The following is a 24145-nucleotide window of genomic DNA, read 5'->3' as shown; positions in this document are numbered from 1 at the left end:
ACATCCTGCTCTATCTCTAATGCAGGTTCGGTTGGGCGCCCTGGCCCTTCTCGTCGATCATGGCGCCGCGCTGGAACCGGTCGAGGCGAAACAGCGCGGCTTCCTTGTGCGATTGATCGCGGGCGATGAGATGGGCGAAGACGAAGCCCGAGCCCGGTGTCGCCTTGAAGCCGCCATAACACCAGCCGGCGTTGATATAGAGGCCGTCCACCGGGCTCTTGTCGATGATCGGCGTGCCGTCCATCGACATGTCCATGATGCCGCCCCATTGGCGCAGCAGCCGCACGCGGCCGATCATCGGGATCAGCGCCATCCCACCTTCGCAGACATCTTCCATGACCGGCAGGTTGCCGCGCTGGGCATAGGAGTTGTAGCCGTCGATGTCGCCGCCGAAGACCAGCCCGCCCTTGTCCGACTGGCTGACATAGAAGTGTCCGGCGCCGAAGGTCATCACGCCGGGGATGAGCGGCTTGATCGCTTCGGAGACGAAAGCCTGCAACACATGGCTTTCGATCGGCAGACGCAGGCCAGCCATGGCCGCGACGCGCGAGGAAGAACCCGCCACCGCCATGCCGACCTTGCCGGCGCCGATCTTGCCGCGCGAGGTCTCGACGCCGGTGACCTTGCCGTTGGCGTCGCGCGTGAAGCCGGTAACCTCGCAATTCTGGATGATGTCGACGCCGAGTTCGCTCGCCGCATGCGCGTAGCCCCACACGACCGCATCGTGTCGAGCCGTGCCGCCGCGCCGTTGCAGCAATCCCCCCTGCACGGGGAAGCGCGCATTGTCGAAATTCAGGAACGGCAGCATCTTGCGCAGCGCCGCCTGATCGAGCAGCTCCGCATCGATGCCGTTGATGCGCATGGTGTTGCCGCGCCGGGCGAAAGCGTCGCGCTGCGCGTCGGAGTGATAGAGGTTGAGCACGCCGCGCTGGCTGACCATGGCGTTGTAGTTGAGGTCCTGCTCCATCCTCTCCCACAGCTTCATGGAAAGCTCGTAGAAACCGGTGTTGCCGGGAAGGCCGTAATTGGAGCGAATGATGGTGGTGTTGCGGCCGGCATTACCGGAGCCGATCCAGCCCTTTTCCAGCACCGCGACATTGCGGATGCCAAACTCGCTGGCGAGGAACCAGGCGGTGGCCAGCCCATGGCCACCGCCGCCGATGATCACCACGTCATAGCGGTCCTTGGGCGCTGCGTCGCGCCAGGTCGGCTGCCAGTTCTTGTGGCCGGAAAGGGCGGCGCGGGCGAGCGAGAAGATCGAATATTTCATCAGTTCATTCCGAGGTCGCTCGCACCGCCGAGATATCAGATATCCAGCGTGTGGTCGCGCTCCCACTGCGTGAAGTGCGAAGCATAGGAATTCCATTCCTGCTGCTTCAGCTTTAGATATGCCGACGAGAATTCCTCACCCAGCGCCGCCTTGAGCGATTTGTCCTTGTCGAATTCGCGCAGCGCATCTAGCAGGTTGAGCGGCAGTTTCGGCGCGTCCGTAACGGTATGGCCGAGCTGATACATGTCGATGTCGTAGCGCTTGCCGGGGTCGGCCTTCGAGCGGATGCCATCGAGGCCGGCAGCGATGATGACGGCCTGCAGCAAATACGGATTGGCGGCGCCGTCCGGCAGGCGCAATTCGAAACGGCCAGGCCCGGGCACGCGCACCATGTGCGTGCGGTTGTTGCCGGTCCAGGTCACCGTGTTCGGCGCCCAGGTCGCGCCCGAAATGGTGCGCGGCGCGTTGATGCGCTTGTAGGAATTGACCGTCGGGTTGGTGATCGCGGCAAGCGCGGAGGCATGCTTCATGATGCCGCCGAGGAAGTTCCTGCCCTTGGCGGACAGGCCGAGCTCTTCCGAATTGTCGGCAAAGACATTGGTCTTGCCGGTCTCGTCCCACACCGAGATGTGCGCATGGCAGCCATTGCCGGTCAGGCCCTGGAAGGGCTTGGGCATGAACGTCGCGCGCAAGCCGTGCTTTTCGGCGATCGACTTGACCATGAACTTGAAGAAGGAGTGCTTGTCGGCGGTCGCCAGCGCGTGATCGAACGTCCAGTTCATCTCGAACTGGCCGTTGGCGTCCTCATGGTCGTTCTGGTACGGGCCCCAGCCCAGCGCCAGCATATGGTCGCAGATCTCGGCGATGACGTCGTAGCGCCGCATCACCGCCTGCTGGTCGTAGCAGGGTTTCGAGGCTGTATCGTATTCGTCGGAGATCGCCTTGCCGTCGGGCGAGATCAGGAAGAACTCGGCCTCGACGCCGGTCTTGACATGCATGCCGTCGCGGGCGGCTTCGTCGATCAGCCGCTTCAGCGTGTTGCGCGGCGCCTGGCTCACCTCTTTGTCGTCCATGATGCAGTTGGCGGCTACCCAGGCGACGTCCTTCTTCCACGGTAGTTGGATGACCGAAGCCGGATCCGGCACCGCCAGCATGTCCGGATGCGCTGGCGTCAGGTCGAGCCATGTGGCGAAGCCGGCAAATCCTGCACCGTCCTTCTGCATGTCGGCGATCGCCTGCGCCGGCACCAGCTTGGCACGCTGCCCGCTGAACAGGTCGGTGTAGGAGATCATGAAATATTTGACGCCGTTCTCCTTGGCGAATGCGGCGAGATCGTTCCCCATTATGTAGTTCCTCGCTTATGTGTCTTGGAAGTTTGTCCTAGAAGCCGCTCTTCCCCGGTATCCAGTTGGTGCCGGCTAAAGGCACGCCGGCCATGGCGGCGGCTTCGATCGAGAGCGCGACGAGATCCTCGGGCTCGAGATTGTGCAGGCTATTCTTGCCGCAGGCGCGGGCAATCGTCTGCGCTTCGAGCGTCATCACCTTGAGGTAGTTCGCGAGCCGCCGTCCGGCCGCGATCGGGTCGACCCGCTTCATCAATTCGGGGTCCTGCGTGGTGATGCCGGCCGGGTCGCGGCCCTCGTGCCAGTCGTCATAGGCGCCGGCCGTGGTGCCGAGCGCACTGTACTCCGCCTCCCAGCGGGGATCATTGTCGCCAAGCGCGACCAGCGCCGCCGTTCCGATCGACACAGCGTCGACGCCGAGCGCCAGCGCCTTGGCGACATCGGCGCCATTGCGGATGCCGCCCGAGACAATCAGCTGCACCTTGCGGTGCATGCCGAGGTCCTGCAGCGCCTGTACCGCCGGCCGGATGCAGGCAAGCGTCGGCTGGCCGACATTCTCGATGAACACTTCCTGGGTGGCAGCCGTGCCGCCCTGCATGCCATCGACCACCACGACATCGGCGCCGGCCTTCACCGCGAGCGCGGTGTCATAGTAGGGACGGGCGCCGCCGACCTTGACGTAGATCGGCTTTTCCCAGTCGGTGATCTCGCGCAGCTCGAGGATCTTGATCTCGAGATCGTCCGGCCCGGTCCAGTCGGGATGGCGTGAGGCCGAGCGCTGGTCGATGCCCTTGGGCAGCGTGCGCATCTCGGCGACGCGGTCGGAGATCTTCTGGCCGAGCAGCATGCCGCCGCCGCCGGGCTTGGCGCCCTGGCCGACGACCACTTCGATGGCGTCCGCGCGGCGCAAGTCGCGCGGATTCATGCCGTAGCGCGAGGGCAGATACTGATAGACCAGCGTCTTCGAATGCCCGCGTTCTTCCTCGGTCATGCCGCCGTCGCCGGTCGTGGTCGAGGTGCCGGACAGCGTGGCGCCACGCCCGAGCGCCTCCTTGGCCGGGCCGGAGAGCGACCCGAAACTCATGCCGGCGATGGTGATCGGGATCTTCAGCTCGATCGGCTTCCTGGCATGGCGCGAGCCGAGCACCACCGAGGTGTCGCAGCGCTCGCGATAGCCTTCGAGCGGGTAGCGCGAGATCGACGCGCCGAGGAACAAGAGGTCGTCGAAATGCGGCAGCTTGCGTTTGGCGCCGGCGCCGCGGATGTCATAAATGCCGGTTGCTGCCGCGCGGCGGATTTCGGAAAGCGTGTAGTCGTCGAAGGTCGCGGATTTGCGCGGCGTCGTCGGCGGGTTGCGGTAGGTCATCTTGCCTCAATACGCGTCGGCGTTGTCGATATTGAAATTGTAGAGTTTGCGGGCCGAGCCGTAGCGCTTGAACTCCGACGCCTTGACGCCAGTGACGCCGGCCTTGTCGAGCAGGCCCTGCAGCAATTCGATGTGCTTGGGCCGCATCTCCTTGGCGATGCAGTCGGCGCCGAGGCTTTCGACCTTGCCGCGCACGAAGAGCCGCGCCTCGTAGATGGAATCGCCCAGCGCATCGCCGGCGTCGCCCAGCACCACGAGATTGCCGGACTGCGCCATGAAGGCCGACATGTGGCCGATATTGCCGTGCACGACAATGTCGATGCCCTTCATCGAAATGCCGCAGCGCGACGAGGCGTTGCCTTCGATGACGAGAAGACCGCCGCGGCCGGTGGCGCCGGCATACTGGCTGGCGTCGCCCTTGATGACGATCGAGCCCGACATCATGTTCTCGCCGACGCCGGGACCGGCAGAGCCGTGCACGGTGATCGCGGCGCCGTCATTCATGCCGGCGCAGTAATAGCCGACGCTGCCGCGCACATCGATGCTGACCGGCTGGTCGACACCGACCGCCACAGAGTGGCTGCCTTTCGGGTTGAGCACTTCCCAGGCGGTCTCGTTCGAGCCGGGCGTGAGCTTGTGCAGCGCCTGGTTCAGTTCGCGCAGCGACTGTTGCGAGAGGTCGAAGACCCTCGCATGGCTCTGATCCCGCTCGGCTTTCGACATTATGGTTGCCGGCATCGGCTCAGTGCTCCCAGAAATAAACGGTTGCGGGCTCGGGCTCCCAGACCCGCGCATTGTCGATGCCGGGCAGCTTGGTCAGCGCGCGATATTCGGAGCCGAAGGCGACATACTGGTCGGTCTCGGCCATGACGGCGGGCTTGCAGGCGATCGGATCGCGCACCACGCCGAAGCCGTTCTTGGTGCCGACGACGAAGGTGAAGAAGCCGTCGAGGTCGGAGAGCGTGCCTTCCAGCGCCTCGCCGAGATTCTTGCCGTGCGCCATGCGGTTGGACAGATAGGCGGCCGCCACTTCGGTGTCGTTCTCCGTCTCGAACGTCATGCCGTCGCGGATCAGCTCTCGGCGCACATTGTTGTGGTTGGAGAGCGAGCCATTGTGCACCAGGCACTGGTCGGCGCCGGTCGAGAACGGATGCGCCCCCATCGTCGTCACCGCCGATTCCGTCGCCATGCGGGTGTGGCCGATGCCGTGGGTGCCGGTCATGGAGCGCACGTCGAAGCGATCGACGACGGCTTCCGGCAGGCCGACTTCCTTGTAAATCTCGACTGCTTCGCCGGCGCCCATGATGCGGATGTCGGGTCGGAGCGTCTGCAGCGCCTCACGCGCGGCGTCGACCTTGTCAGGCGCGGTACGGATGACGGCGTGGGTGGATTTCGTGGCAAGGCTGACGGGAGCGCCGATCGCCTTGGCGAGCTCGACATCGAGGCCGCGGAAATCGCGCTCCGGCTTGGCCGACTGGATGGTGATCTTGGCTTCATTCTTGGAAGGGGCGCCATAGATGGCGATGCCGGCACTGTCCGGGCCGCGGTCGCTGAGCGACACCAGCATCTCCGACAGCATCGCGCCGAGCTTCGGCTCCAGCGCCTTGTCCTTCAAGAAAAGTCCGACGATTCCGCACATGCCAGCCTCCGGCGTTTTTTGGCTCTCAGATGATGTACCCAATGAGTTGGCCAAATTCAATTGGTATGAAAGAAATTTTCCTGTCGTTATATATTCGACGGCACATCACCTTTGGCACTATCGCCGTCCGGACGCGCCTTGTGAACCCAGATCGCGTGGCGGATGCGCGCGATCCTGTAGGCGTCGAGGATCGAGAGGGCATAGATCAGGAAACCGCCGGCATGGCGGCCGATGAAGCCGGCTTCGGCCGGCGCCAGCTTGGTCGTTATCCAACCAAGGATCACCATGAAGAACAGGAACTGCAGGCCGCGCGCCGGCATGCCGAGCATGACATGGCCGCTTGCCGGCAAAACGATCGCCGCGCCGAGCACGAGATACGGATTGGCCGGGGCGGAGGAAGCGGTCTCGTCGGTCATGCTGCCTGCCTTTCGCGCCGGTTGATGGCTTCGCGCAGGCCCGAGGCCACCGCGAGCAGGCGTTCGATTAGGGCGGGATCGATCCCGGCGCCGCCGAACGCCGCCTGGCGGAACACGCCGTAACGTGCGCGTTCGGCCTCCGCCAGCAGCCAGACGATGCGCACGCCGTTCGGCGTGACCAGCAATTCCTTGGCGCGACTTTCGGCAAAAATGCCGGTATGCGCGGCGATCAGGTCCTGCGGGAAAGCGACGCCCTTGCGGTCCGTCCTGAGCACTGCGTCGGCGGGAAAGCCGAGCACCTTCGGCAGCGTGTGCGCAAGATGATCGAAATTGGAAAACGTCGTCGCCGAATTCGGCCGCATCATCATGTCGAACGTACCCGGCACCGCGACCGGCTCGGTGATCGAAACGCTGAGCCAGCGTGTCGGCAGCTTTCGTGTCGCCAGCGTGTCGACGATGGTGCGCAGCTGGACGCGCTGGCCGTTCCAGGAACCGGCCCAGGTGACGACGCCGGCCGTGCCGTCGGAAATGTCGGCGGCGTCCGCAATGACGCTGCGAACGCTGGCCGTATCGGCGGCCAAGTCAGCCTTCGCCCTGTCGCGGCCGGCACGCGCCAGCCAGGCGATATGGACGACGACGCCCAGTGCGATCGCCCCGGTAAGCAATACTGACGCCAGCTCGGACATCGCGACACGCCACGGCCCGCCATCGAAAGGCGGGCCTTCACTCCACTCAATAACCCTGCGGCTTCGGCCACGGCATGGAGAACTGGTCGCCGCGCCGCACGAACTTGTAGCGGTAGAAGTGGAACCACAGCGAAATCAGGAAATAGAACACCGTCATCGCGATCAGCTGCGAGCCGAAGCCGAGGAAGATGGCGAAGAACGTCACCATGCACAGGCAGAACAGCACGATCGCGGGCAGCGGGTGGAAGGGGTGTGTGTAGCCGCGGCGGATCGAACCCAGTGGCCACTTCTTGCGGAACATCATGATGTTGATGCTCATGAAGGTGTATTGCAGCACGCCCGACAGGATCGAGAAGGTGATCGCCTGGTTGAGGTCGGCGATGAAGGCGAAGGCCAGCGCGATCGGCAGCAGGAACAGGATCGAGCGGTAGGGCGTGCGATACTTCGGATGCACCGCCGAGAACCAGCTCGGCAGATAGCGGTCGCGGCCGAGCGAGAACCAGGCGCGCGCCGCGTCGTTGATGCAGCCATTGGCCGAGGCAAGCGCGGCAAGCAGCGTCGCGATGAAGAGCAGGTTTTCGAGCAGCGGGCTGCCGGTCAGCTTGCCGGCGTCCCACAGCGGATAATAGGTGATGCCGAGATATTCCCAGGGCATCAGCGAGGCGCAGACATACCAGGTCATCGCGGCGGCGATCAGCAGCGTGATCATGCCGGCCATGGTGCCGTAGGGCAGGGAGCGCGCCGGCGAGCGCACTTCCTCGGCCGCCTGGGTCGTTCCCTCGATGCCGAGATAGTACCAGATGCCGAACTGGAAGGCGGCGATCACGCCGATCCAGCCATAGGGCAACGCATTGGCGGGGGTGACCAGCTCGTTGAGCTTCAGCACCGCGCCTTGCGTCCACGGGCTGACCGAGAAGAACAGGATGACGATCGAGACATAGGCGATCGCGGTGATGACGAAATTGACATTCAGCGTCATCAGCACGCCGCGATAGTTGAGCCAGGCGAGCACGACAATGGTGGCGGCGATGAAGGAATTGTGCGTCAGTCCTTCGACGCCGGCCTTGGCGACGATGGTGTCGCCGAGCAGGATCGCGTCCGACACTTCGAGCATGGTGTAGGCGAACACCAGGAACAGCGCGACGTTGAAGGCCATCAGTGGCCCGACGATATGCTTGGCCTGCGCATATTGGCCGCCGGCGGCGGCGACCGTCGACGTCACCTCCGAGTCGATCATCGCGACCGAGGTGTAGAGCAGTCCGACGACCCAGCAGACGATCAGCGCGGCGAGCGCGCCACCCTTGTCGGCGGAGAAATTCCAGCCGGTGAACTCGCCGACCAGCACGATGCCGACGCCCAGCGCCCACACATGCGCCGGGCCGAGCACCCGAAGCAGCGAGACCCTGTCGCCGTGGATTGTCGTCGTTTGTCCCGTTTCAACCGCAGCCGTCATATCAGTCCCCACTCAGATCCGGTGTTTTTCGGAAACGGCTTCAAGCTCACCTTCACGGGAAGACGTCAGAGTCTCCTCGGAATAGGTCGTATCGACCTTGAACCAGTCGTAGAGCATCCACAGCGCAAGCACGGCCGAGATGGCCCAGCAAACGTAAGACAGTCCCATCCACATGATGTTTTCCCCGGACTCTTTGTCGTCGAAGTCTCTTTGTCGTCGAAAGTCTCTTTGTCGTCGAAGTTTACTTGTCGTCGAACTTCTCGTTGATGACCTCGCGATATTCCTTATCGGAGGCGCGGAACAGGAAAACGAAATAGGCGATCAGCACGATCGCCATGATGATCAGCGTCGGCCAGTCGATGATGTAGTGGAAGCGGTTCTGGATGATGTCGTGCGCCGTCTCCGGCGTGTAGCCCAGCTTCTCCCAGATCGAGGCCATGGTCGCGTTCTGGCCGAGCGCGTCCCAGGTCTTGGCGTCAAGCGCGTCGATCGACTTCGCCGCCCCGGCAAACCCGAGTTTCAGCGGCAGCCAGAGCGCCACGAAGATTGCGACCACCACGACCGCGATGTCGAAGACCTGTCCGGCCTTGCTTTGCTCCGGCGGGGTATAGCGGGCCATGGTTTCTCCCTTCAGGATTGACGGTTGCGGGCGGCGTCGGCGTTCTTGATGTCGAGCCCGTAGATGAAGTCCTTGTCTTCCTTGTAGTGGTTGAGCATGGCGAGGATCGCGGCGGTGTTGAAAATCAGCACCGCGGCGGCTGCAACCGCCACCACGAGCTTGATGCCGCTGTGCGGAATGTATGGCCATGTCATCAGGAGGACGAAGAGGATCGTTGCCCACAGGCACACGATCAGGAGCACGGACCCACGCACGTCGGAACGGTACAGCGCTTCGATGCGCTGCTGCATGTCGGACATCGGTTTCCCCTTCTGGCGACGTCCGGCCACGCAACCGACCGGGCGTCCACTCTTTCAACAGAGTGAAATTTTTTTCATAAATTCCGCTCGATTCCCGAAATTGTCAAGCCGGATTTACGCATCGTAAACCGTTTGTTCAGGTCAAGAAATTTGCCTGACAATGAAATTATTTGCTTCAAGGGGATTGCAGGGCTTCGCCGTTTGCGGTCAATATTCGACCAAGCTCCGCCACCAAGCAGGAGCAGGGAACGGCAACGACTTAAATCGCACGGAGGACGATCGGATGACGGCATCCTGGAGATTCTCGACCCTGGCGGATCGCCATCGCGCGCTCGGCTCGAAACTCGAGGACTGGAGCGGCATGGGCACCGCCTGGACTTACGACAAGGATGCCGACGCGGAATATGTCGCGATCCGCACCAAGGCCGGGCTCATGGACGTCTCCGGCCTTAAGAAGGTCCACATCACCGGGCCGCACGCTTCGCATCTCATCGACCTCGCCACGACGCGCGACGTCGAAAAGATCTATCCCGGCAAGTCGGCCTATGCCTGCATGCTGAACGAAGCCGGAAAATTCACGGACGACTGCATCCTCTATCGCATCAGCCCGAACTCCTGGATGGTCGTGCACGGCTCCGGCACCGGCCACGAGGAACTGCAGCGGGCGGCGATGGGCCGCGATGTTTCGCTGCGCTTCGACGACAATCTGCATGACCTGTCGCTGCAGGGACCGACCGCCGTCGACTACCTTGCCAAGCACGTGCCCGGCATCCGCGATCTCAACTACTTCCATCATATGCACACGCAGCTCTTCGGTTTCCCGGTGATGATCTCGCGCACCGGCTACACCGGCGAGCGCGGCTACGAGATCTTCTGCCGCGGCCAGGATGCCGGCACGATCTGGGACAGGATCCTCGAGGAGGGCAAGAGCGCCGGCATCATTCCGTGCCGCTTCACCACGCTCGACATGCTGCGCGTCGAGAGCTACCTGCTCTTCTACCCCTACGATAATTCCCAAAGGTATCCGTTCGAGAACGAAGGCCCCGGCGACACGCTGTGGGAACTCGGCCTCGACTTCACCGTCAGCCCCGGCAAGACCGGCTTCCGCGGTGCCGAGGAACACTATCGGCTGAAGGGCAAGGAGCGCTTCAAGATCTATGGTGTCCTGCTTGACGGCAAGGAGCCGGCCGACGAAGGCGCGCCTGTCTACCGCGACGGCAAAAAGGTCGGCGTGGTCACTTGCGCCATGTATTCGCCGCTGGTCGAGAAATCGATGGGCATCGCGCGCCTCGATGTCGACTGCGCCGTCAAGGACACCAAGCTCGAGATCCGCAACAAGAGCGGCTCCATCAAGGCGACGGCGCAGCCCTTGCCGTTCGACGATCCGAAAAAGACCAAGCGGACCGCCAAGGGCTGAGGCATCATCAAGGGGGAGGGATTTCGGGGCACGAAGGAAAGAATGGCAGCCAAGACGATCATCAGCCGGCCCATTTACGGAACGCTCTCTCCGCAGCCCGGCAAGCATCATCTTTTCATCGCCGACGCAGAAGGCGCGCTCGCGATAACGAACATGGCCGGCAAGGCTCCGCCCGGCTTCTTCGACGGAGCCGAGATCGTCTTTATTCCCGACTCCGAGGGCAAGCACATCTCAGCGCTTGAGGCGCTGAGGCCGGCCCAGCTCCATCTGCCGCCGTCCTTCGCCAGCCTCCTGCCGCGGCTCAGGCAGACGCTGACCAACGCCCATATGGGGTTGCGCCTCTATCTTGCCGGCACCGAGGGCCTGATCGGCCAGGCCATGCAGGCCGCCCTCGAAGCCGGCATCGACCACACCTCGATTGAGACCGAGCATCGCGGCTCGCTGGCGCGGCGCATGCAGTGCGTGCACTGCAAGGGCATCACCGAGAATGTGACCACGCAGCCGGCCACTTGTTCGCATTGCGGCCTGCTGCTTCTGGTGCGCGATCACTATTCGCGGCGCCTCGCCGCCTTCCAGGGCGTGTGCATCAACGCCGAGGATCGCTCCGAGATTCCTCCGATGGAGGAGGCCTTCCCATGAGCACCGGCACCACCAAGCTCGACGTCGTCGTCAGCGACGTCGTTCCCGTCAACGATCTCGTCACCCGCTTCCATTTCCGCCGCCGCGACGGCGAGCTGCTGCCGACCTTTTCCGGCGGCGCCCATGTCGTGGTCGAGATGCGCGACGGCGACCGCACCAGGCTCAATCCCTATTCGCTGATGGGCTCGCCGCTCGACACGCGCGAATACACCATTTCCATCCGGCGCGACGATGTCGGCCGCGGCGGCTCGCTGTTCATGCATAGGTCCGTCAAGCCTGGCCTGGAGATGGTGATAAGCTATCCCGTGAACCTGTTCTCGCTCGATCTGAGAGCAAAAAAACACCTGATGCTGGCTGGCGGCATCGGCATCACGCCCTTCATGGCGCAGACCGCGCAACTGGCAGGGGACGGCGGCAATTTCGAATTGCACTACACCTGCCGCACCGCTTCGCTCGGCACCTATGCCGATGTGCTCCGAGAGCGCTACGGCAACCGGGTCAGGCTCTATCACGACGACCGCGAGGAGCGCATCGACCTCGAGCGGCTCTTGTCCTCGCAGCCGCTCGGCACGCATCTCTATGTCTGCGGCCCAGCCGGCATGATCAACTGGGTGCGCGATCGCGCGGCAAGCCTCGGCTGGCCGCCGGAGACCGTGCATTTCGAGCATTTCGCGGCCCCGCAGCCCGGTGCGCCGTTCGACGTGACCTTGGCCGTCAGCGGCAAGACGATCCGTGTCGGCGAGCAGCAGAGCCTGCTCGAAGCCATAGAGGCAGCCGGCGTCGATCCGCCTTATCTGTGCCGCGGCGGCGTCTGCGGCCAATGCGAGACCAATGTGATCTCGTCCGACGGCAAGTTCATCCACAACGATCACTGGCTGAGCGAGGAAGATCACCGTTCAGGCTGCAAGATCATGCCTTGCGTCTCGCGCTTCGAGGGCAAGTCGCTGGTCCTGGAAAGATAGGAGGCGTCAATGGGCATCACCTTTCGCAAGGAAACTTTTCGCGACGACTTCACCTTCAAGAACAGCCCGGAGCACATCAGGCGCTTTCCGTTCCCGTTCAACGAAGATGCCTACATGTATGCGGTCAACATCGAGCCGCATGTCGTCGGGCCGAAGGGCAGCGTGCTCGAAAACCTGATCGACGTCGACGAGCACTATGTCGCCGAGATGCAGGACCGCGCGCTGGTGCTGGCCGAGGATCCGCTGCGCTGCCAGTCGCTGCCGCACATGACGCTGGCCGGCTGGGACCTGCTCGAGCTTCTGATGGAGCAGCAGGCGCTGGGATATCCCGAGCATTTCACACTGGAGCGAAACGGCGACCGCTGGCGCTGGATCAACCGTCCCCTCGGCATCGACGACACCTTCACCTTCGGCGACACCTCGACGCTGCCCTACGGGCCGATGGAGTATATCACCCGCCAGAGCCAGGGCGATTTCTGCATCCTCGACCAGCGCGACGGCAATCTGTGGATGGATGCCGGCATGGTCACCACCCAGGCCGACTGGTCGCTCGACTTCGACATCGGCATGAATTTCTTCGAATGGCACGCGCCCGTGCCGTTGGCGCATGAGAAGGGCATCTTCACCCGCGCGCTGAAATTCCTCACCAACATCCAGCAGGGCAAGCCGGCCAGGCGCCTCAACTGGACGATGACCATCAATCCGCGCCTCGACACCAGCCCTGAGAATTATCACAAATGGGGTCCGGACCGCGCCACCGTCACGCCCGAAAATGTCGGCGACAAGGTGCATCTGCGCGTCGAATTGCAGAGCTTCTGGCGTCTGCCGCGCTCCAACGGCATCGTCTTCCCGATCCGCTGCTACCTGATCAAGATGGACGAGCTGGTGACGCAGCCGAAATGGGCGCGCCGCCTGCACCGCGTCATCCGCGACCTGCCGGAAGAGCTCGCCACCTACAAGGGCCTGACGCGGTACAGGTCGACGCTGGTCGAGTGGCTGTCTAAACTGGATGACGGCAGCCCGACCAGTCCGGGATTTGGACCGGACTGAACCGCTGATCTCCGCCTTGGGCGCCCCGGCGCCGACGTTGGAGATTGGCCGAAACCCCCATGACGTCATCATACTCGGGCTTGACCCGAGTATCCATGCCGTGACCTCGGGTGTAGGGTGCAAGGGCGCGGAATTCCGTAACCGTTGCAACGCTTTAGCGTCGCGGCATGGATTCTAGGGTCTGCGCGCGTCGCTTCGCTCCTTGCTTCGCCCTAGAATGACGAACGCGGTAAGGGCGAGATCAGCCAATCACCCGGCCCTGTTCTGCGGATAGCAGATGATCGACAGATACCGCATCGGAAGCTGCGTCAGCTCTTCCGGTCCGTGCGGCGCGTCGGCGTCGAAGAACAGGCTGTCGCCCGGCTTCATCGGATAGAGATTGTTGCCGTGCCGGTAAACGACTTCGCCCTCGAGCATGTAGAGGAACTCCATGCCGGCATGCTGGAAGGTCGGGAACACGTCCGAATTCTCGGTGAGCGTGATGAGATAGGGCTCGACGACGACGCCGCTGGTGTTGGCGCCGATGTGGCCGAGCAGATTATACTGGTGGCCGGCGCGCGTGCCGCGCCGCTCGACGTCGACGCCTTCGCCGGCCTTGACGAAGACGGCGCTGTGCTCTTCCTCGAAACGGCGGAAGAAGGCGGTCACCGGAACGCCCAGTGCCCGCGACAGCGCCTGCAATGTCGTCAGCGATGGCGAGGTGATGCCGTTCTCGATCTTCGACAGCATGCCGAGCGAAATGTCTGTTGCCGTGGCGAGATCGGCGACGGTGATGCCGAGCTTCTTGCGGAACGCGCGAACCTCATGGCCGATCGCCACTTCCAGCACTTTTTCGCGCGTGTCGCGGATGGCGTGCGGATTCTGCGTCAGCGGCGTGCGGATCGTGCGCCCGTCCGCCGAAACGCGCTTCGACGGCGCCTTGCCCTTCGCTGCCGCATCGGTGGACCTGGTGCCGGAATTCTTGTTCGCCATGTCGCCCCCGACTCTCGCGGATTTATTTCACTCAAGGTGAACATATGCGGTGGCGATACAAGAGCGCAACCGCGACTGCAAGCCGACGAGTGTCGCAGGGGACCGATGGCTGGAACGCGAACGCCACGGCTTTTGCGCACAAAAACCGTTTCACGCAAACGTCGTTGCCGCAGATGTTTGTTGACAGCACCGAAGACCCAATTACTGTCACTGTGAGTGAAATTTGTTTCGCTGGGGAAATCAAAAAAGAGGAGGCCCGCAATGAAATCTTGTGTTGCCGTCATCGGCGCCGGACCGTCCGGTCTGGCGCAACTAAGGGCCTTCAAGTCGGCTGCCGACAAGGGTGCCGAGATCCCGGAAATCGTCTGTTTCGAAAAGCAGAGCGACTGGGGCGGCCTGTGGAACTACACCTGGCGCACCGGCCTCGACGAGCATGGCGATCCGGTGCATGGCTCGATGTATCGCTATCTGTGGTCGAACGGCCCGAAGGAATGCCTCGAATTCGCCGACTACACGTTCGAGGAGCACTTCGGCCGGCCGATCGCCTCCTATCCGCCGCGCGCCGTACTGTGGGATTACATCAAGGGCCGCGTCGAGAAATCGGGCCTGCGCGACTGGGTGCGCTTCAACAGCCCGGTGCGCATGGTGACCTATTCGGACGACACCAAGAAATTCACCGTCACCGCGCATGACCGCAGCAACGATGTGACCTACTCTGAAGAGTTCGACAACGTCGTCGTCGCCTCAGGCCATTTCTCGGTACCCAACGTGCCGTTCTTCGAAGGCTTCCTGACCTTCAACGGCCGCATCCTGCACAGCCATGATTTCCGCGACGCCATGGAGTTCAGGGGCAAGGACATCCTCATCATCGGGCGTTCCTACTCGGCCGAGGATATCGGTTCGCAATGCTACAAATACGGCGCCAAATCGATCACCTCCAGCTACCGCTCAAAGCCGATGGGCTTCAAATGGCCGGAGAACTGGAAGGAAGTGCCGCTGCTGCAGAAGGTCGTCGGCAAGACGGCGCACTTCAAGGACGGCACCACCAAGGACGTGGACGCCATCATCCTTTGCACCGGCTACCTGCATTCCTTCCCGTTCCTGACCGACGACCTCAAGCTCAAGACCGCCAACCGCATGTGGCCGCTCGATCTCTATGAGGGCGTCGTCTGGGAGAAGAACCCGAAGCTTTTCTACATCGGCATGCAGGACCAGTTCTACACCTTCAACATGTTCGACGCGCAGGCCTGGTACGCACGCGACGTCATCATGGGCCGCATCAAGCTGCCGTCGGCCCAGGCGATGGCCGAGCACGGCGCCAAGTGGCGCGCGCGCGAAGAGACGCTCGAGGATGCCGAGCAGATGATCTGGTTCCAAGGCGACTACACCAAGGAACTGATGGACCAGACCGACTATCCGGGCTTCGACGTCGAGGCGGTCAACCGCACCTTCATGGAGTGGGAGCACCACAAGATGGAAAACATCATGACCTTCCGCGACAACGCCTACCGCTCGCTGATGACCGGCACCATGGCGCCGGTCCACCATACGCCCTGGCTGCAGGCGCTGGACGATTCCATGGAGAGCTATCTCGAGGTGAAAGGGGTCGCGGCCGAGTAGGACGGCGCGCTCACGCCAACGCTCCCGATGTGAAATCAAAATGTGTGGGGTGTCTCTCGGGACACCCCACACGATCTACCAGCAGACGTAGCCGCCATCGACGATCAGGTCGAGGCCGGTCACGAAGCTGGACGCGCGGCTGGCCAGGAACACGGTCGGTCCGACCATTTCCTCCGGCGCCGCCATGCGACCCATGGGCGTGTCGCGTTTGAAAACCTTCACTTCTTCCGCCACCTCGGGCCGTTTGTTCATCGGCGTCAACGTGTAGCCGGGGCTGATGACATTGACGCGCAGGCCGCGATCGGCCCACTCCATGGCGAGGCTCTTCGACATGTGGATGACGGCGGCCTTGGAGGAGTTGTAATGCGCCTGCGTCAGTCCCCGGTTGACGATGGTGCCCGACATCGAGGCGATGTTGATGATGGAGCCTCTTTGCCGCGTCAGCATCTTGCGCGCTTCAGCTTGGCAGGACAAGAACACGCCCGCCACGTTGACATCGTGAATCTTGCGCCACGTCTCCAGCGACAATGTCTCGGCAGGGTCGGAGCCGGCGATGCCGGCATTGTTGACGGCGACAGTGAGCGCGCCAAGCTCTGCCTCGACGCGGTCGATCGCCGAGGCGAGGTCGCTCTCGGAGGTAACCGTGCCGGTCAGCACCAACGCTTTGCGGCCAAGGGCCGTGATCCGGTGAGCAGTCTCCTCAAGCCCGCCCTTGGACGCATGGCCGAAACAGGCGACGTCGGCGCCTGCTTCCGCCAGCCCGATCGCGATGGCCTGGCCGATGCCGCTGCCGGCCCCGGTGACCAGCGCCACGTCGCCATTCAGCTTGAAAAGATCCATTGTTAGCCCTCCCTGACTGCCGGGAAGGTATGCGCTGAACTGTGTCTCGATCAAGCGGCCTGAGATGGCTGCGCCGGCGCGCCTCGAAGCTCAGAAATAGCCGTCCGATGCCGCCGTCGCTTCCTTCGGGATTTCCACCCCGTCGACCAGGATCTTGTCGACCAGTTCGTGGTGGAAGCAGACCAGCCCCTTGATCCGCTCGGCCTCGTGCACCGGCTCTGGATAGTACCAGACCAGATTCTCGTGTCGCTTCTTCGGCGTCGTCACATGGTAATAGTTGGAGATGCCCTTGTAGGGGCAGCGCGAGATGTAGCGGCTGGGCGAAAACATATCGAGCCGCGTGTCCGAGATCGGCAGATAATGCCGCACCGGATGGCCGGTCTCGAACAGGAACACGCCGCGCCGCGAATCGGCCACCTGCTCGCCGTCGAGGATCACCTGCACGCGCCGCGATGAAGGCAGGCAGTCGACGCGGCGGAACGGATCGCGGGCGTGCACGAAGATCTCTTCGTCCTCTTCATACCAGTGGGTCATCTTCGGCCAGTAGAAAGAGATGTAGTCGGCGATCGGCGGACAGCCCTTGACGGGGTCGAGGTAGCGCCAGGCGCCGTCCTCGACCAGCGTGATGCCGGTGTTCAGCGAATAATGCGTGGCGACACCCTTGAACGGGTCTTCGGTCGTCGTCCGGCTCGGCAGCAGGAACTCTTCCCGCATGTCGCTCATCGGGAAGTAGTATACGGGCAGATGGTCGCTCTCCTGGAACACCAGCGCCTTGGTGGTATCGGCGACGATCATCGGCCCGATCTGCACCCTGATCCGTTTGGGCGAGGGCATGGTGAAGGCGACATAGCCCGGTTCGAACTCGTACTGCACGATGTTGTCGAGCACCGGGAAATGCGGCCCGCGGCCGCGCAGATGGGGCTTGCGAATGGTCGTCGTCCTCTTCTCGTCGTTTGCCGCCGGGTTCTTTCGCGCAGCCATGGTCATGACGCCACCGATACGCGATCGAGCAGCAGGCCGGCGGCGATCGGCGGCAGGCCGCTGACATTCTTGCGCACCGGCACCAGAAGGTCCGGGAAATAGCTGAAGATCACAGGTGTCTCGTCCAGCAGCAGCTTCTGGATGTCGGAAGCGGCCTTGCGCTGGGAGTCGAGGTCGAGCGCCTTCAAATAGCTGGCGACCATGCCGTCATAGGTCGCGTTCTTGAAATGCGCCGCGTTCCACGGACCGTCGCTGACCAACGGGCTCTTCAGGAAGACGTTCGGCACGCTGCGGTGCGCGTAGTCGGTGATGCCGAGCGGGCTGTCCAGCCAGTCCGACTGGCCGAACACCGCCTTGCCGTAATATTTGTCCTGATCCTCGATGTTGAGCGAGATGCGGGCGCCGATCTCCTTGGCGAAGTTCTGGAACAGTTGCGCGTAGCCGGGAATGTCGGAATAGCGCAGCGTCGTCAGCGTCATGTCGAAGCCGTTGGCGAGCCCCGCCGCTTCCATCAGTTGCTTGGCCTTGGCGATGTCCTGCGTACGCTGCGGCACCGACTTGTCGGTGACCGGGAAGGCCGGCGCGAACGGGCTGTCATTGCCGGTCGCGGCCATGCCGCGGCAGAGTCCGTCGACCAGTTGGGAGCGGTCGATGCACAAGGCCAGCGCCTGGCGCACGCGCTTGTCGGTGAAGGGCGCCATGTCGCAGCGCATATGGAGCTGGCGATGCGCGGTCGAGGCGACGCGCAGCACGGTGATGTCGGGATTGCCCAGCACCACCTGGCTGACGTCGAGCGGGATCGCGTCGAGAACGTCGACCTCGCCCGCCTGCAGCGCCAGGATGCGCGGCTGCACGTCGGCATAGAACTTGAACTCGAGCCGGTCGGGCAGCGCTTTCTCGCCCCAATAGTCGGGATTGCGCACGAAGCTGGCGCCGACCTTCGGCGTGTAGCTTTCGAGCCGGAACGGACCGGTGCCTTCGAAGGTCTTCTCGTAGTCGCCCTTGTAGCTCGCCGGCAGGATGACGGCGTTGTAATTGTCGATCGACACCGAATAGGGGAAGCTGCCGTTCGGCGCGTCGAGATGGAATTCGACCGTGTGGTCGTCGACCTTGCGCGTGCCGCCCTTCGACAGCAGGCCCTTGAACACCGACAGAGCGTTGGACGTGCCGTTCGGGTCGGCAAGGCGATCGAAGGTCGCCACGACGTCGTCGGCTTTAAAATCCTCGCCATTGTGGAATTTCACGCCCTTGCGCAACTTGAAGGTCCACACGCTGCCATCGGCGTTGGGCGACCAGCTTTCGGCCAGCACCGGCTTCAGCGTCAGGTCCGGCTGCGTCACGCACAGGAACTCGGCCGTCTGGAAAACCAGCTGATAGCTGCCGCTGTCATAGAAGGTGACGGGATCGATGGCGCCGCCCGGCACCGCGACGCCGGCGCGCACTGTGCCGCCTGGCTTGCCTTCGGCGCGCGCTTGCGGAGCGCCGAGGCCGATCGCCGAAGCGATGCCGCCGAGGAAAGGCAGCGACAGGCCGAGCACGCTGCCATGGCGCAGGAATTCGCGCCGGCCGATCCTGCCGGCGAGCAATTCGTCGATAGCGGAATTTTCGATTGCGCCGAGGGTTTTGCGAGCGGCGTCGATCGTCCTGAAATGCTTCGGCATGGCGGCATTCCTTGTTTGTCGCGGGAGCTTTGGCATTTAGGCCACTGTTGACCGCGACCGGAAAGCGATATTTTTTGATTGGAGTCATCGGAATTTTCGATGGCGATCCACTGGAGAGGTGAGGAACCATGGACACCGAGAATCTGCGCAGTTTCCTGGAGGTCGCGGCGCATGGCAGCTTCACCGTCGCCGCTCATCGGCTGAACCTCGCCCAGTCCACCGTCAGCGCGCGCATTCGCGGCCTCGAGGAACAGTTGGGCCGCAAGCTGTTCGTTCGCGATAGTGACGGCGTCACGCTGTCGCCGGCCGGCCGGCAGTTCCTGCCGCATGCCTCGACGATCACCCGCACCTGGGAGCAATCGCGCCAGGACATCGCCGTTCCCGATGGTTACGAAACGCTGCTGAGACTGACCGCGCCCGCCTACCTCTGGGACAGCATCACTTCGCCTTGGATCGAATGGATGCGGGCGAAGCGGCCGAATGTGGCGCTCAGGCTGGAAGGCAGTTTCCCGGATCTGGCGGTCGACCAGATCGCCGAGGGCTTGCTCGACATCTGCATCCTCTATCTGCCGAAGCCGCATCCCGGCATCGTCTATGAGACATTTGCTGTCGATCAGGTGGTGCTCGTCCAGCACGCCGAGCAGCCAGGATCGTGGACCGACAACTACATCCTGATGGACTGGGGGCTGGAGTTCCGTATCGAGCACGACCGTGCCTTTGCCGGCATGGTGAAGCCGGCGATCTCGGCCGGGCTGGTGTTCATCGGCCTGCAGCACGTCCTGTCGCAGAAGGCGGCCGCTTACTTGCCGCTCAGCGCGGTCAGCTCGCATATCGAGCGCGGCGAGTTGAAGCGCGTGGAGGGCACGCCGGTGTTCCAGCGCCCGATCTATCTTGCCTATCCCGCCAATCCGGCATCGTCCGATGCTCTCGACATTGCGCTGAAAGGCCTCCGCATGCTGGTAAGGGACTGGTCGAACGCAAGCGGCTTTGCCGAGGGCGACCGCGCCCTCAGCATGGCGGATGTGCCGGTGCCCTGATTGCCGTCAGGCCGTCTCCACGGTCTTTGACCTCTGCAGCCGTGCCAATTCCGCGAAGGGGATATGGCAGCGGATCGTGTGGCCTGGCTGGGCCTCGGTGAGGTCAGGCTCCTGCGTCTCGCAGATGGCGCCGATCTTGCGTGGGCAGCGCGTATGGAAGACGCAGCCCGTCGGCGGGTTGGCCGCGCTTGGGATCTCGCCGTCGAGACGGATGCGCGAGCTCTCGGTGCGGTCGAGTTTTGGAACCGCCGACAGCAGCGCTTCGGTGTAGGGATGGTGCGGGCCGGAAAACACCGCCTCCGACGGCCCGAACTCCATGATGCGGCCAAGATAGAGCACGGCGATCTTGTCGGAAAGATAGCGCACCACGCCAAGGTCGTGCGAGATGAAGATATAGCTGACATCCTGCCTCGACTGCAGGTCGGCCAGAAGGTTGAGGATCGCCGCCTGCACCGATACGTCGAGCGCCGAGGTCGGCTCGTCGCACACGACGATGCGCGGATCGCCGGCGAAGGCGCGCGCGATCGCCACGCGCTGCTTCAGCCCGCCCGACAGCTGGCGCGGCTTGACCGCGAGATGCCGGTCGGTGAGCCGCACCGAGCGGACGAGCTCTTCCAGGCGTGTATCCAGCGTCTTGCCGCTGAGCCCGCCCAGCCGCTTCAGGGCTCGGCTCAATATATGCCGGATCGAATGCGAGCGGTTGAGCGCCGAGTCCGGATTCTGGAAGACGATCTGCACTGCCTTGACCTGGTCTTCCGAGCGGCTGGCGAGCCGCGGCGCCAACTGCTTGCCCTCGAGCTCGATCGAGCCGCCGTCGTCTGGTGCGACGAGGCCGAGCAGGAGCCTGGCGAAGGTGGTCTTGCCGCTGCCGGATTCGCCGACCAGGCCAAGAGTCTCGCCGGGCCTCAGGCTGACCGAGACGTCCTTCACCGCCCGCAGCGGGCGGCCGTGGCTGGCATAGGTCTTGTTCAGCCCCTCGACCTGCAGCACCGGCGGCGCCTGCTTCGGCGGGACGGCAGCGATCTCGGCGGGCGTGGCGCGCGGCAGCGACTGCGCCTGGTCGTGATAGTGGCAGCGCGACAGGCGGCCATCGCCGAGCTCGTAGAGTGGCGGCGGCTCGGCGCGGCAGCGTTCGGTGGCCAAGGCGCAGCGGTCGGCGAAGGCGCAGCCGGTGATGGTGGCGCCGATGCCGGGCAGGAAGCCCGGAATGGTGTCGAGCCGGCCCTGGTCCTTGCGCTGGCCGCCGCGCGGCAGGCAGCGCAGCAGCGCCACCGTGTAAGGATGGCGCGGATCGTTGAAGACGTCCTTGGTCGAGCCTTCCTCGACCAGCATGCCGGCATAGAGCACGCCGACGCGGTCGCACATGTTGGAGACGACGGCGAGGTTGTGGCTGATGAACAGGATCGAGGCCGACAGCTCGCGCCGCAACTGCCCGATCAGGTCGAGCACTTCCGCTTCGACCGTGGCGTCGAGGCCCGTCGTCGGCTCGTCGAGGATCAGCATCGAGGGGTCGTTGGCCAAGGCCATGGCGATCGCCACGCGCTGCTGCATGCCGCCGGAAAGCTGATGCGGATAGCGCTGCATGACGCTGGCCGGATCGGAGATGCGCACCCGGTTCAGCATGGCGAGCGCCTTGTCTTGCGCCGCCTGTCCGGTGACGCCGGTAAGCTCGAAAATCTCGGTCAGCTGGCGGCCGATGCGCAGCGACGGGTTCAGCGCCTTGCCGGGATCCTGGTAGACCATCGACACGCTGTCGGCGCGGGCGCGCCTGAGCGCTTCCGCGTCGAGCTTCATCACATCCTTGCCGTCGAGCGCGATCGAGCCGCCGGTGATGGAGCCGTTGCGCGGCAGATAGCGCACCACCGAAAGTGCCACGGTGGATTTGCCGCAGCCGGATTCACCGACCAGCCCGTAGGCTTCGCCGGCCCCGATGGTCAGGTTGACGTTGCGCAGCACCGCCCGGTTGCGGCGGCCGACGCGATAGGCGACCGAGAGGTCCTTCAGCTCGAGCGCGTTGGCGGCTTGGCTAGGCTCAGTCATTGAACGCTCCATGCACGCCGTCGGCCACCAGGTTGACGCCGATCACCAGCGAGGCGATGGCCAGGGCATCGAACAGCACCGTCCACCAGAAGCCGCCGCCGATCATGCCGTAATTGGAGGAAATCGACAGGCCCCAGTCGGGCGAAGGCGGCTGGATGCCGAAGCCCATGAAGGAGAGCGTGGCCACCGCGAAGATGGCGTAGCCCAGCCGCACCGTCGTCTCGACCAGGATCGGCGGGATGACGTTGGGCAGGATCTCGACGAACATGGTGTGCAGCGCGCCCTCGTGGCGCAGCTTTGCCGCGGCCACATAGTCTAGCTCGCGTTCGGCCAGCACCGCCGAGCGCACGGTGCGGGCGATGATCGGCGCGAAGCTCAGGCCGATGACGACGATGACGGTGATCTTCGAGGTGCCGAGCGCGACGATGGCGAGCAGCGCGATGATCACCACCGGGATCGCCATGAAGGCTTCGAGCACGCGGCTGACGATGTCGTCGACGATGCCGCGGAAATAGCCGATGACGAGGCCGAGCGCGGTGCCGGCGATGGTCGCAAGGATGGTGGCCAGCGGCGCTACCGTCAGGATGTCGCGCGAGCCGACGATGACGCGCGAGAACACGTCGCGGCCGAGCTGGTCGGTGCCGAACCAGTGATCGGCCGCCGGCGGCGTCAGCGCGTTGATGATGTCGCTTGCCAGCGGGTCGTAGGGGACGAAGTGCTGGCCGAACAGCGCGCAGACAACCCAGAACAAAAGGATGAAAAGCCCGGTCAGGAAGGTGCCGGACCTGGAGAGCGAATGCAGCACTTCGCCCCAAGGGCTGCGCTGTGCGGTATCGGGCGCCGGCAGGCTGGCTTGGGTGTCTGTCGCGCTCATTGCTCTGCTCCCAGCCGGATGCGCGGATTGAGCACGGAATAGAGGAAGTCGGCGATCAAGGTCGCCACCGCATAGACGATGCCGATGGTGAGGATGCCGGCTTCGAGCATCGGGAAGTCCTTGCCGCGCGCGGCGGTGAAGATCAGCGAGCCGATGCCTTGGTAGCGGAACAGCGTCTCGATCACGACCAGGCCGCCGATGAGATAGCCGGTCTGGGTGGCGATCACCGTGATGGTCGGCAACAGCGCGTTGCGCAGCACATGGCGCCAGATCACCGTTCGCCAGGGCAGGCCCTTGAGCACCGCAGTGCGCGTATAGTCGGAATCGAGCGCCTCGATCATGCCGGAGCGCGCCATGCGCGCGATATAGCCGAACAGCACCAGGAACAGCGGCAGCGAGGGCAGGATGAGATAATAGAGCTGGGTGAAGAAGCCGGCGCCTTTCGGCCAGGCGGCGGCGATCGGCAGCCAGCGCAGCCACACTCCGAAGATCAGGATCAGGATGATGCCGGTGACGAACTCGGGCAGCACCGTGACCGACAGGCCGCCGAGGCTGATGATGCGGTCGAGCGGCCGGTTGAAATTGAGCGCGGCGATCACCCCGCCGAGGATGCCGATCGGCACCACCAGCACGAAGGCGACCAGCGCCAGCTTCATCGAATTGCCCAAGGCATCGATGACGAACGGCGCCACCGGCGCGCGGAAGACATAGGAGGTGCCCATGTCGCCGTGCAGAAAATTCCAGATCCAGCTGCCATATTGGATGAGCAGCGGCCGGTCGACGCCGAGCGAATGGTTCAGCGCATCCACCGCGCGCTGGTCGGCGAACGGCCCCAGAATGGCCCGCCCGACATTGCCAGGCAGCACCTGGCCGCCAAGGAACACCATGACGCTGAGCAGGAACAGCGTGACGAGCGACAGTGCCAGGCGCCGGACGAGGAAAGCTAGAATGGCAGCGTCTC

At 63.7% G+C, this 24145-nt stretch carries 24 protein-coding genes; 6 read left to right on the top strand and 18 right to left on the bottom strand.

What is annotated here, in order from left to right:
• Nucleotides 1-16 precede the first annotated feature (16 nt).
• From FJW07_RS16060 to FJW07_RS16010, 11 genes are all read right to left on the bottom strand, one after another.
• Nucleotides 17-1270 (bottom strand): sarcosine oxidase subunit beta family protein, encoded by a 1254-nt coding sequence (locus FJW07_RS16060; protein WP_140857479.1) that lies wholly within the window; start codon nt 1268-1270, stop codon nt 17-19.
• A gap of 35 nt (nt 1271-1305) precedes the next feature.
• Nucleotides 1306-2613, bottom strand: coding sequence for a type III glutamate--ammonia ligase (gene glnT / locus FJW07_RS16055; protein ID WP_140857477.1), 1308 nt, complete (start codon nt 2611-2613; stop codon nt 1306-1308).
• A gap of 37 nt (nt 2614-2650) precedes the next feature.
• Nucleotides 2651-3979: an FMN-binding glutamate synthase family protein gene (locus tag FJW07_RS16050; protein WP_140857475.1), complete on the bottom strand. Its 1329-nt coding sequence runs from the start codon at nt 3977-3979 to the stop codon at nt 2651-2653.
• A 6-nt stretch (nt 3980-3985) separates the two neighbouring features.
• Entirely contained in the window at nt 3986-4717 is a 732-nt protein-coding gene (locus FJW07_RS16045) for a GXGXG domain-containing protein (protein ID WP_140857473.1), read from the bottom strand.
• Between the two features lie 4 nt (nt 4718-4721).
• Nucleotides 4722-5618, bottom strand: coding sequence for a glutamine amidotransferase family protein (locus FJW07_RS16040; protein WP_140645125.1), 897 nt, complete (start codon nt 5616-5618; stop codon nt 4722-4724).
• 86 nt (nt 5619-5704) lie between these two features.
• Nucleotides 5705-6034 carry a hypothetical protein gene (locus tag FJW07_RS16035; RefSeq protein ID WP_140857471.1) on the bottom strand — a complete coding sequence of 110 codons (330 nt, stop codon included), beginning with the start codon at nt 6032-6034 and terminating at the stop codon, nt 5705-5707.
• Nucleotides 6031-6720, bottom strand: a complete 690-nt coding sequence (locus FJW07_RS16030) for a hypothetical protein (RefSeq protein ID WP_181182642.1) — start codon at nt 6718-6720, stop codon at nt 6031-6033. Before FJW07_RS16030 ends, FJW07_RS16035 begins: the two co-directional genes overlap by 4 nt.
• 46 nt (nt 6721-6766) lie before the next feature.
• Nucleotides 6767-8173, bottom strand: a complete 1407-nt coding sequence (locus tag FJW07_RS16025; RefSeq protein ID WP_140657749.1) for an APC family permease — start codon at nt 8171-8173, stop codon at nt 6767-6769.
• A 12-nt stretch (nt 8174-8185) separates the two neighbouring features.
• Nucleotides 8186-8347, bottom strand: a complete 162-nt coding sequence (locus FJW07_RS16020; protein ID WP_140657747.1) for a hypothetical protein — start codon at nt 8345-8347, stop codon at nt 8186-8188.
• 67 nt (nt 8348-8414) lie between these two features.
• On the bottom strand, nt 8415-8792 hold the full coding sequence (locus FJW07_RS16015) for a hypothetical protein (protein ID WP_140645121.1): 378 nt from the start codon (nt 8790-8792) through the stop codon (nt 8415-8417).
• Between the two features lie 11 nt (nt 8793-8803).
• The gene (locus FJW07_RS16010) at nt 8804-9091 is read right to left on the bottom strand and encodes a hypothetical protein (RefSeq protein ID WP_095768768.1); all 288 of its coding nucleotides are present in this window, start codon (nt 9089-9091) and stop codon (nt 8804-8806) included.
• Between the two features lie 283 nt (nt 9092-9374).
• On the opposite strand from FJW07_RS16010, the gene FJW07_RS16005 reads away from it, so the two are divergent.
• From FJW07_RS16005 to FJW07_RS15990, 4 genes are read left to right on the top strand one after another with little or no spacing between them, the layout of a single operon-like run.
• On the top strand, nt 9375-10508 hold the full coding sequence (locus FJW07_RS16005) for an aminomethyltransferase family protein (protein WP_140857469.1): 1134 nt from the start codon (nt 9375-9377) through the stop codon (nt 10506-10508).
• Nucleotides 10509-10550: 42 nt separating this feature from the next.
• Nucleotides 10551-11147, top strand: a complete 597-nt coding sequence (locus FJW07_RS16000; protein ID WP_140645119.1) for a dimethylamine monooxygenase subunit DmmA family protein — start codon at nt 10551-10553, stop codon at nt 11145-11147.
• Nucleotides 11144-12109 carry a PDR/VanB family oxidoreductase gene (locus FJW07_RS15995; RefSeq protein ID WP_140785346.1) on the top strand — a complete coding sequence of 322 codons (966 nt, stop codon included), beginning with the start codon at nt 11144-11146 and terminating at the stop codon, nt 12107-12109. The genes FJW07_RS16000 and FJW07_RS15995 overlap by 4 nt, the downstream gene beginning before the upstream one ends.
• Before the next feature lie 9 nt (nt 12110-12118).
• On the top strand, nt 12119-13159 hold the full coding sequence (locus FJW07_RS15990; RefSeq protein ID WP_140857467.1) for a DUF3445 domain-containing protein: 1041 nt from the start codon (nt 12119-12121) through the stop codon (nt 13157-13159).
• Between the two features lie 249 nt (nt 13160-13408).
• Here the strand turns inward: FJW07_RS15990 and FJW07_RS15985 are convergent, their stop codons facing one another.
• On the bottom strand, nt 13409-14131 hold the full coding sequence (locus tag FJW07_RS15985) for an XRE family transcriptional regulator (RefSeq protein WP_140657734.1): 723 nt from the start codon (nt 14129-14131) through the stop codon (nt 13409-13411).
• A 261-nt stretch (nt 14132-14392) separates the two neighbouring features.
• On the opposite strand from FJW07_RS15985, the gene FJW07_RS15980 reads away from it, so the two are divergent.
• Nucleotides 14393-15751, top strand: a complete 1359-nt coding sequence (locus FJW07_RS15980; protein WP_140857465.1) for an NAD(P)/FAD-dependent oxidoreductase — start codon at nt 14393-14395, stop codon at nt 15749-15751.
• Between the two features lie 75 nt (nt 15752-15826).
• Here the strand turns inward: FJW07_RS15980 and FJW07_RS15975 are convergent, their stop codons facing one another.
• From FJW07_RS15975 to FJW07_RS15965, 3 genes are all read right to left on the bottom strand, one after another.
• Nucleotides 15827-16591, bottom strand: coding sequence for an SDR family oxidoreductase (locus FJW07_RS15975; RefSeq protein ID WP_140857464.1), 765 nt, complete (start codon nt 16589-16591; stop codon nt 15827-15829).
• A gap of 90 nt (nt 16592-16681) precedes the next feature.
• Nucleotides 16682-17572, bottom strand: coding sequence for a DUF427 domain-containing protein (locus tag FJW07_RS15970; protein WP_140857462.1), 891 nt, complete (start codon nt 17570-17572; stop codon nt 16682-16684).
• Nucleotides 17573-17574: 2 nt separating this feature from the next.
• A complete protein-coding gene (locus FJW07_RS15965; protein WP_140857460.1) occupies nt 17575-19233 on the bottom strand; it encodes an ABC transporter substrate-binding protein in 1659 nt (552 codons plus the stop codon).
• Nucleotides 19234-19361: 128 nt separating this feature from the next.
• On the opposite strand from FJW07_RS15965, the gene FJW07_RS15960 reads away from it, so the two are divergent.
• The gene (locus FJW07_RS15960) at nt 19362-20270 is read left to right on the top strand and encodes a LysR family transcriptional regulator (protein ID WP_140857458.1); all 909 of its coding nucleotides are present in this window, start codon (nt 19362-19364) and stop codon (nt 20268-20270) included.
• A 6-nt stretch (nt 20271-20276) separates the two neighbouring features.
• On the opposite strand, the gene FJW07_RS15955 is transcribed toward FJW07_RS15960, so the two are convergent.
• The 3 genes from FJW07_RS15955 to FJW07_RS15945 are packed head-to-tail and all read right to left on the bottom strand — an operon-like array spanning nt 20277 to nt 24134.
• A complete protein-coding gene (locus FJW07_RS15955) occupies nt 20277-22310 on the bottom strand; it encodes an ABC transporter ATP-binding protein (RefSeq protein ID WP_140857456.1) in 2034 nt (677 codons plus the stop codon).
• Complete coding sequence (locus FJW07_RS15950) at nt 22303-23184, bottom strand: ABC transporter permease (RefSeq protein WP_140785339.1); 882 nt, start codon at nt 23182-23184, stop codon at nt 22303-22305. The genes FJW07_RS15955 and FJW07_RS15950 overlap by 8 nt, the downstream gene beginning before the upstream one ends.
• Nucleotides 23181-24134: an ABC transporter permease gene (locus FJW07_RS15945; protein ID WP_140657718.1), complete on the bottom strand. Its 954-nt coding sequence runs from the start codon at nt 24132-24134 to the stop codon at nt 23181-23183. Before FJW07_RS15945 ends, FJW07_RS15950 begins: the two co-directional genes overlap by 4 nt.
• Nucleotides 24135-24145 lie beyond the last annotated feature (11 nt).

The sequence above is a fragment of the Mesorhizobium sp. B3-1-9 genome (assembly GCF_006439595.1).
GTDB lineage: Bacteria > Pseudomonadota > Alphaproteobacteria > Rhizobiales > Rhizobiaceae > Mesorhizobium.
This window is presented reverse-complemented; position numbering and strand designations above follow the sequence as displayed.

Excerpts from the sequence above, each read along its gene's own strand:
- FJW07_RS15955 (WP_140857456.1), bottom strand. The coding sequence starts at position 22,310 with ATGACTGAGCCTAGCCAAGCCGCCAACGCGCTCGAGCTGAAGGACCTC.
- glnT (WP_140857477.1), bottom strand. The coding sequence starts at position 2,613 with ATGGGGAACGATCTCGCCGCATTCGCCAAGGAGAACGGCGTCAAATAT.
- FJW07_RS15995 (WP_140785346.1), top strand. The coding sequence starts at position 11,144 with ATGAGCACCGGCACCACCAAGCTCGACGTCGTCGTCAGCGACGTCGTT.
- FJW07_RS16040 (WP_140645125.1), bottom strand. The coding sequence starts at position 5,618 with ATGTGCGGAATCGTCGGACTTTTCTTGAAGGACAAGGCGCTGGAGCCG.
- FJW07_RS16000 (WP_140645119.1), top strand. The coding sequence starts at position 10,551 with ATGGCAGCCAAGACGATCATCAGCCGGCCCATTTACGGAACGCTCTCT.
- FJW07_RS16025 (WP_140657749.1), bottom strand. The coding sequence starts at position 8,173 with ATGACGGCTGCGGTTGAAACGGGACAAACGACGACAATCCACGGCGAC.
- FJW07_RS16015 (WP_140645121.1), bottom strand. The coding sequence starts at position 8,792 with ATGGCCCGCTATACCCCGCCGGAGCAAAGCAAGGCCGGACAGGTCTTC.
- FJW07_RS15960 (WP_140857458.1), top strand. The coding sequence starts at position 19,362 with ATGGACACCGAGAATCTGCGCAGTTTCCTGGAGGTCGCGGCGCATGGC.
- FJW07_RS16060 (WP_140857479.1), bottom strand. The coding sequence starts at position 1,270 with ATGAAATATTCGATCTTCTCGCTCGCCCGCGCCGCCCTTTCCGGCCAC.
- FJW07_RS15980 (WP_140857465.1), top strand. The coding sequence starts at position 14,393 with ATGAAATCTTGTGTTGCCGTCATCGGCGCCGGACCGTCCGGTCTGGCG.
- FJW07_RS15985 (WP_140657734.1), bottom strand. The coding sequence starts at position 14,131 with ATGGCGAACAAGAATTCCGGCACCAGGTCCACCGATGCGGCAGCGAAG.
- FJW07_RS15990 (WP_140857467.1), top strand. The coding sequence starts at position 12,119 with ATGGGCATCACCTTTCGCAAGGAAACTTTTCGCGACGACTTCACCTTC.
- FJW07_RS16030 (WP_181182642.1), bottom strand. The coding sequence starts at position 6,720 with ATGTCCGAGCTGGCGTCAGTATTGCTTACCGGGGCGATCGCACTGGGC.
- FJW07_RS16050 (WP_140857475.1), bottom strand. The coding sequence starts at position 3,979 with ATGACCTACCGCAACCCGCCGACGACGCCGCGCAAATCCGCGACCTTC.
- FJW07_RS15970 (WP_140857462.1), bottom strand. The coding sequence starts at position 17,572 with ATGGCTGCGCGAAAGAACCCGGCGGCAAACGACGAGAAGAGGACGACG.
- FJW07_RS16020 (WP_140657747.1), bottom strand. The coding sequence starts at position 8,347 with ATGTGGATGGGACTGTCTTACGTTTGCTGGGCCATCTCGGCCGTGCTT.
- FJW07_RS16035 (WP_140857471.1), bottom strand. The coding sequence starts at position 6,034 with ATGACCGACGAGACCGCTTCCTCCGCCCCGGCCAATCCGTATCTCGTG.
- FJW07_RS15975 (WP_140857464.1), bottom strand. The coding sequence starts at position 16,591 with ATGGATCTTTTCAAGCTGAATGGCGACGTGGCGCTGGTCACCGGGGCC.
- FJW07_RS16045 (WP_140857473.1), bottom strand. The coding sequence starts at position 4,717 with ATGCCGGCAACCATAATGTCGAAAGCCGAGCGGGATCAGAGCCATGCG.
- FJW07_RS15965 (WP_140857460.1), bottom strand. The coding sequence starts at position 19,233 with ATGCCGAAGCATTTCAGGACGATCGACGCCGCTCGCAAAACCCTCGGC.
- FJW07_RS15950 (WP_140785339.1), bottom strand. The coding sequence starts at position 23,184 with ATGAGCGCGACAGACACCCAAGCCAGCCTGCCGGCGCCCGATACCGCA.
- FJW07_RS16010 (WP_095768768.1), bottom strand. The coding sequence starts at position 9,091 with ATGTCCGACATGCAGCAGCGCATCGAAGCGCTGTACCGTTCCGACGTG.
- FJW07_RS16005 (WP_140857469.1), top strand. The coding sequence starts at position 9,375 with ATGACGGCATCCTGGAGATTCTCGACCCTGGCGGATCGCCATCGCGCG.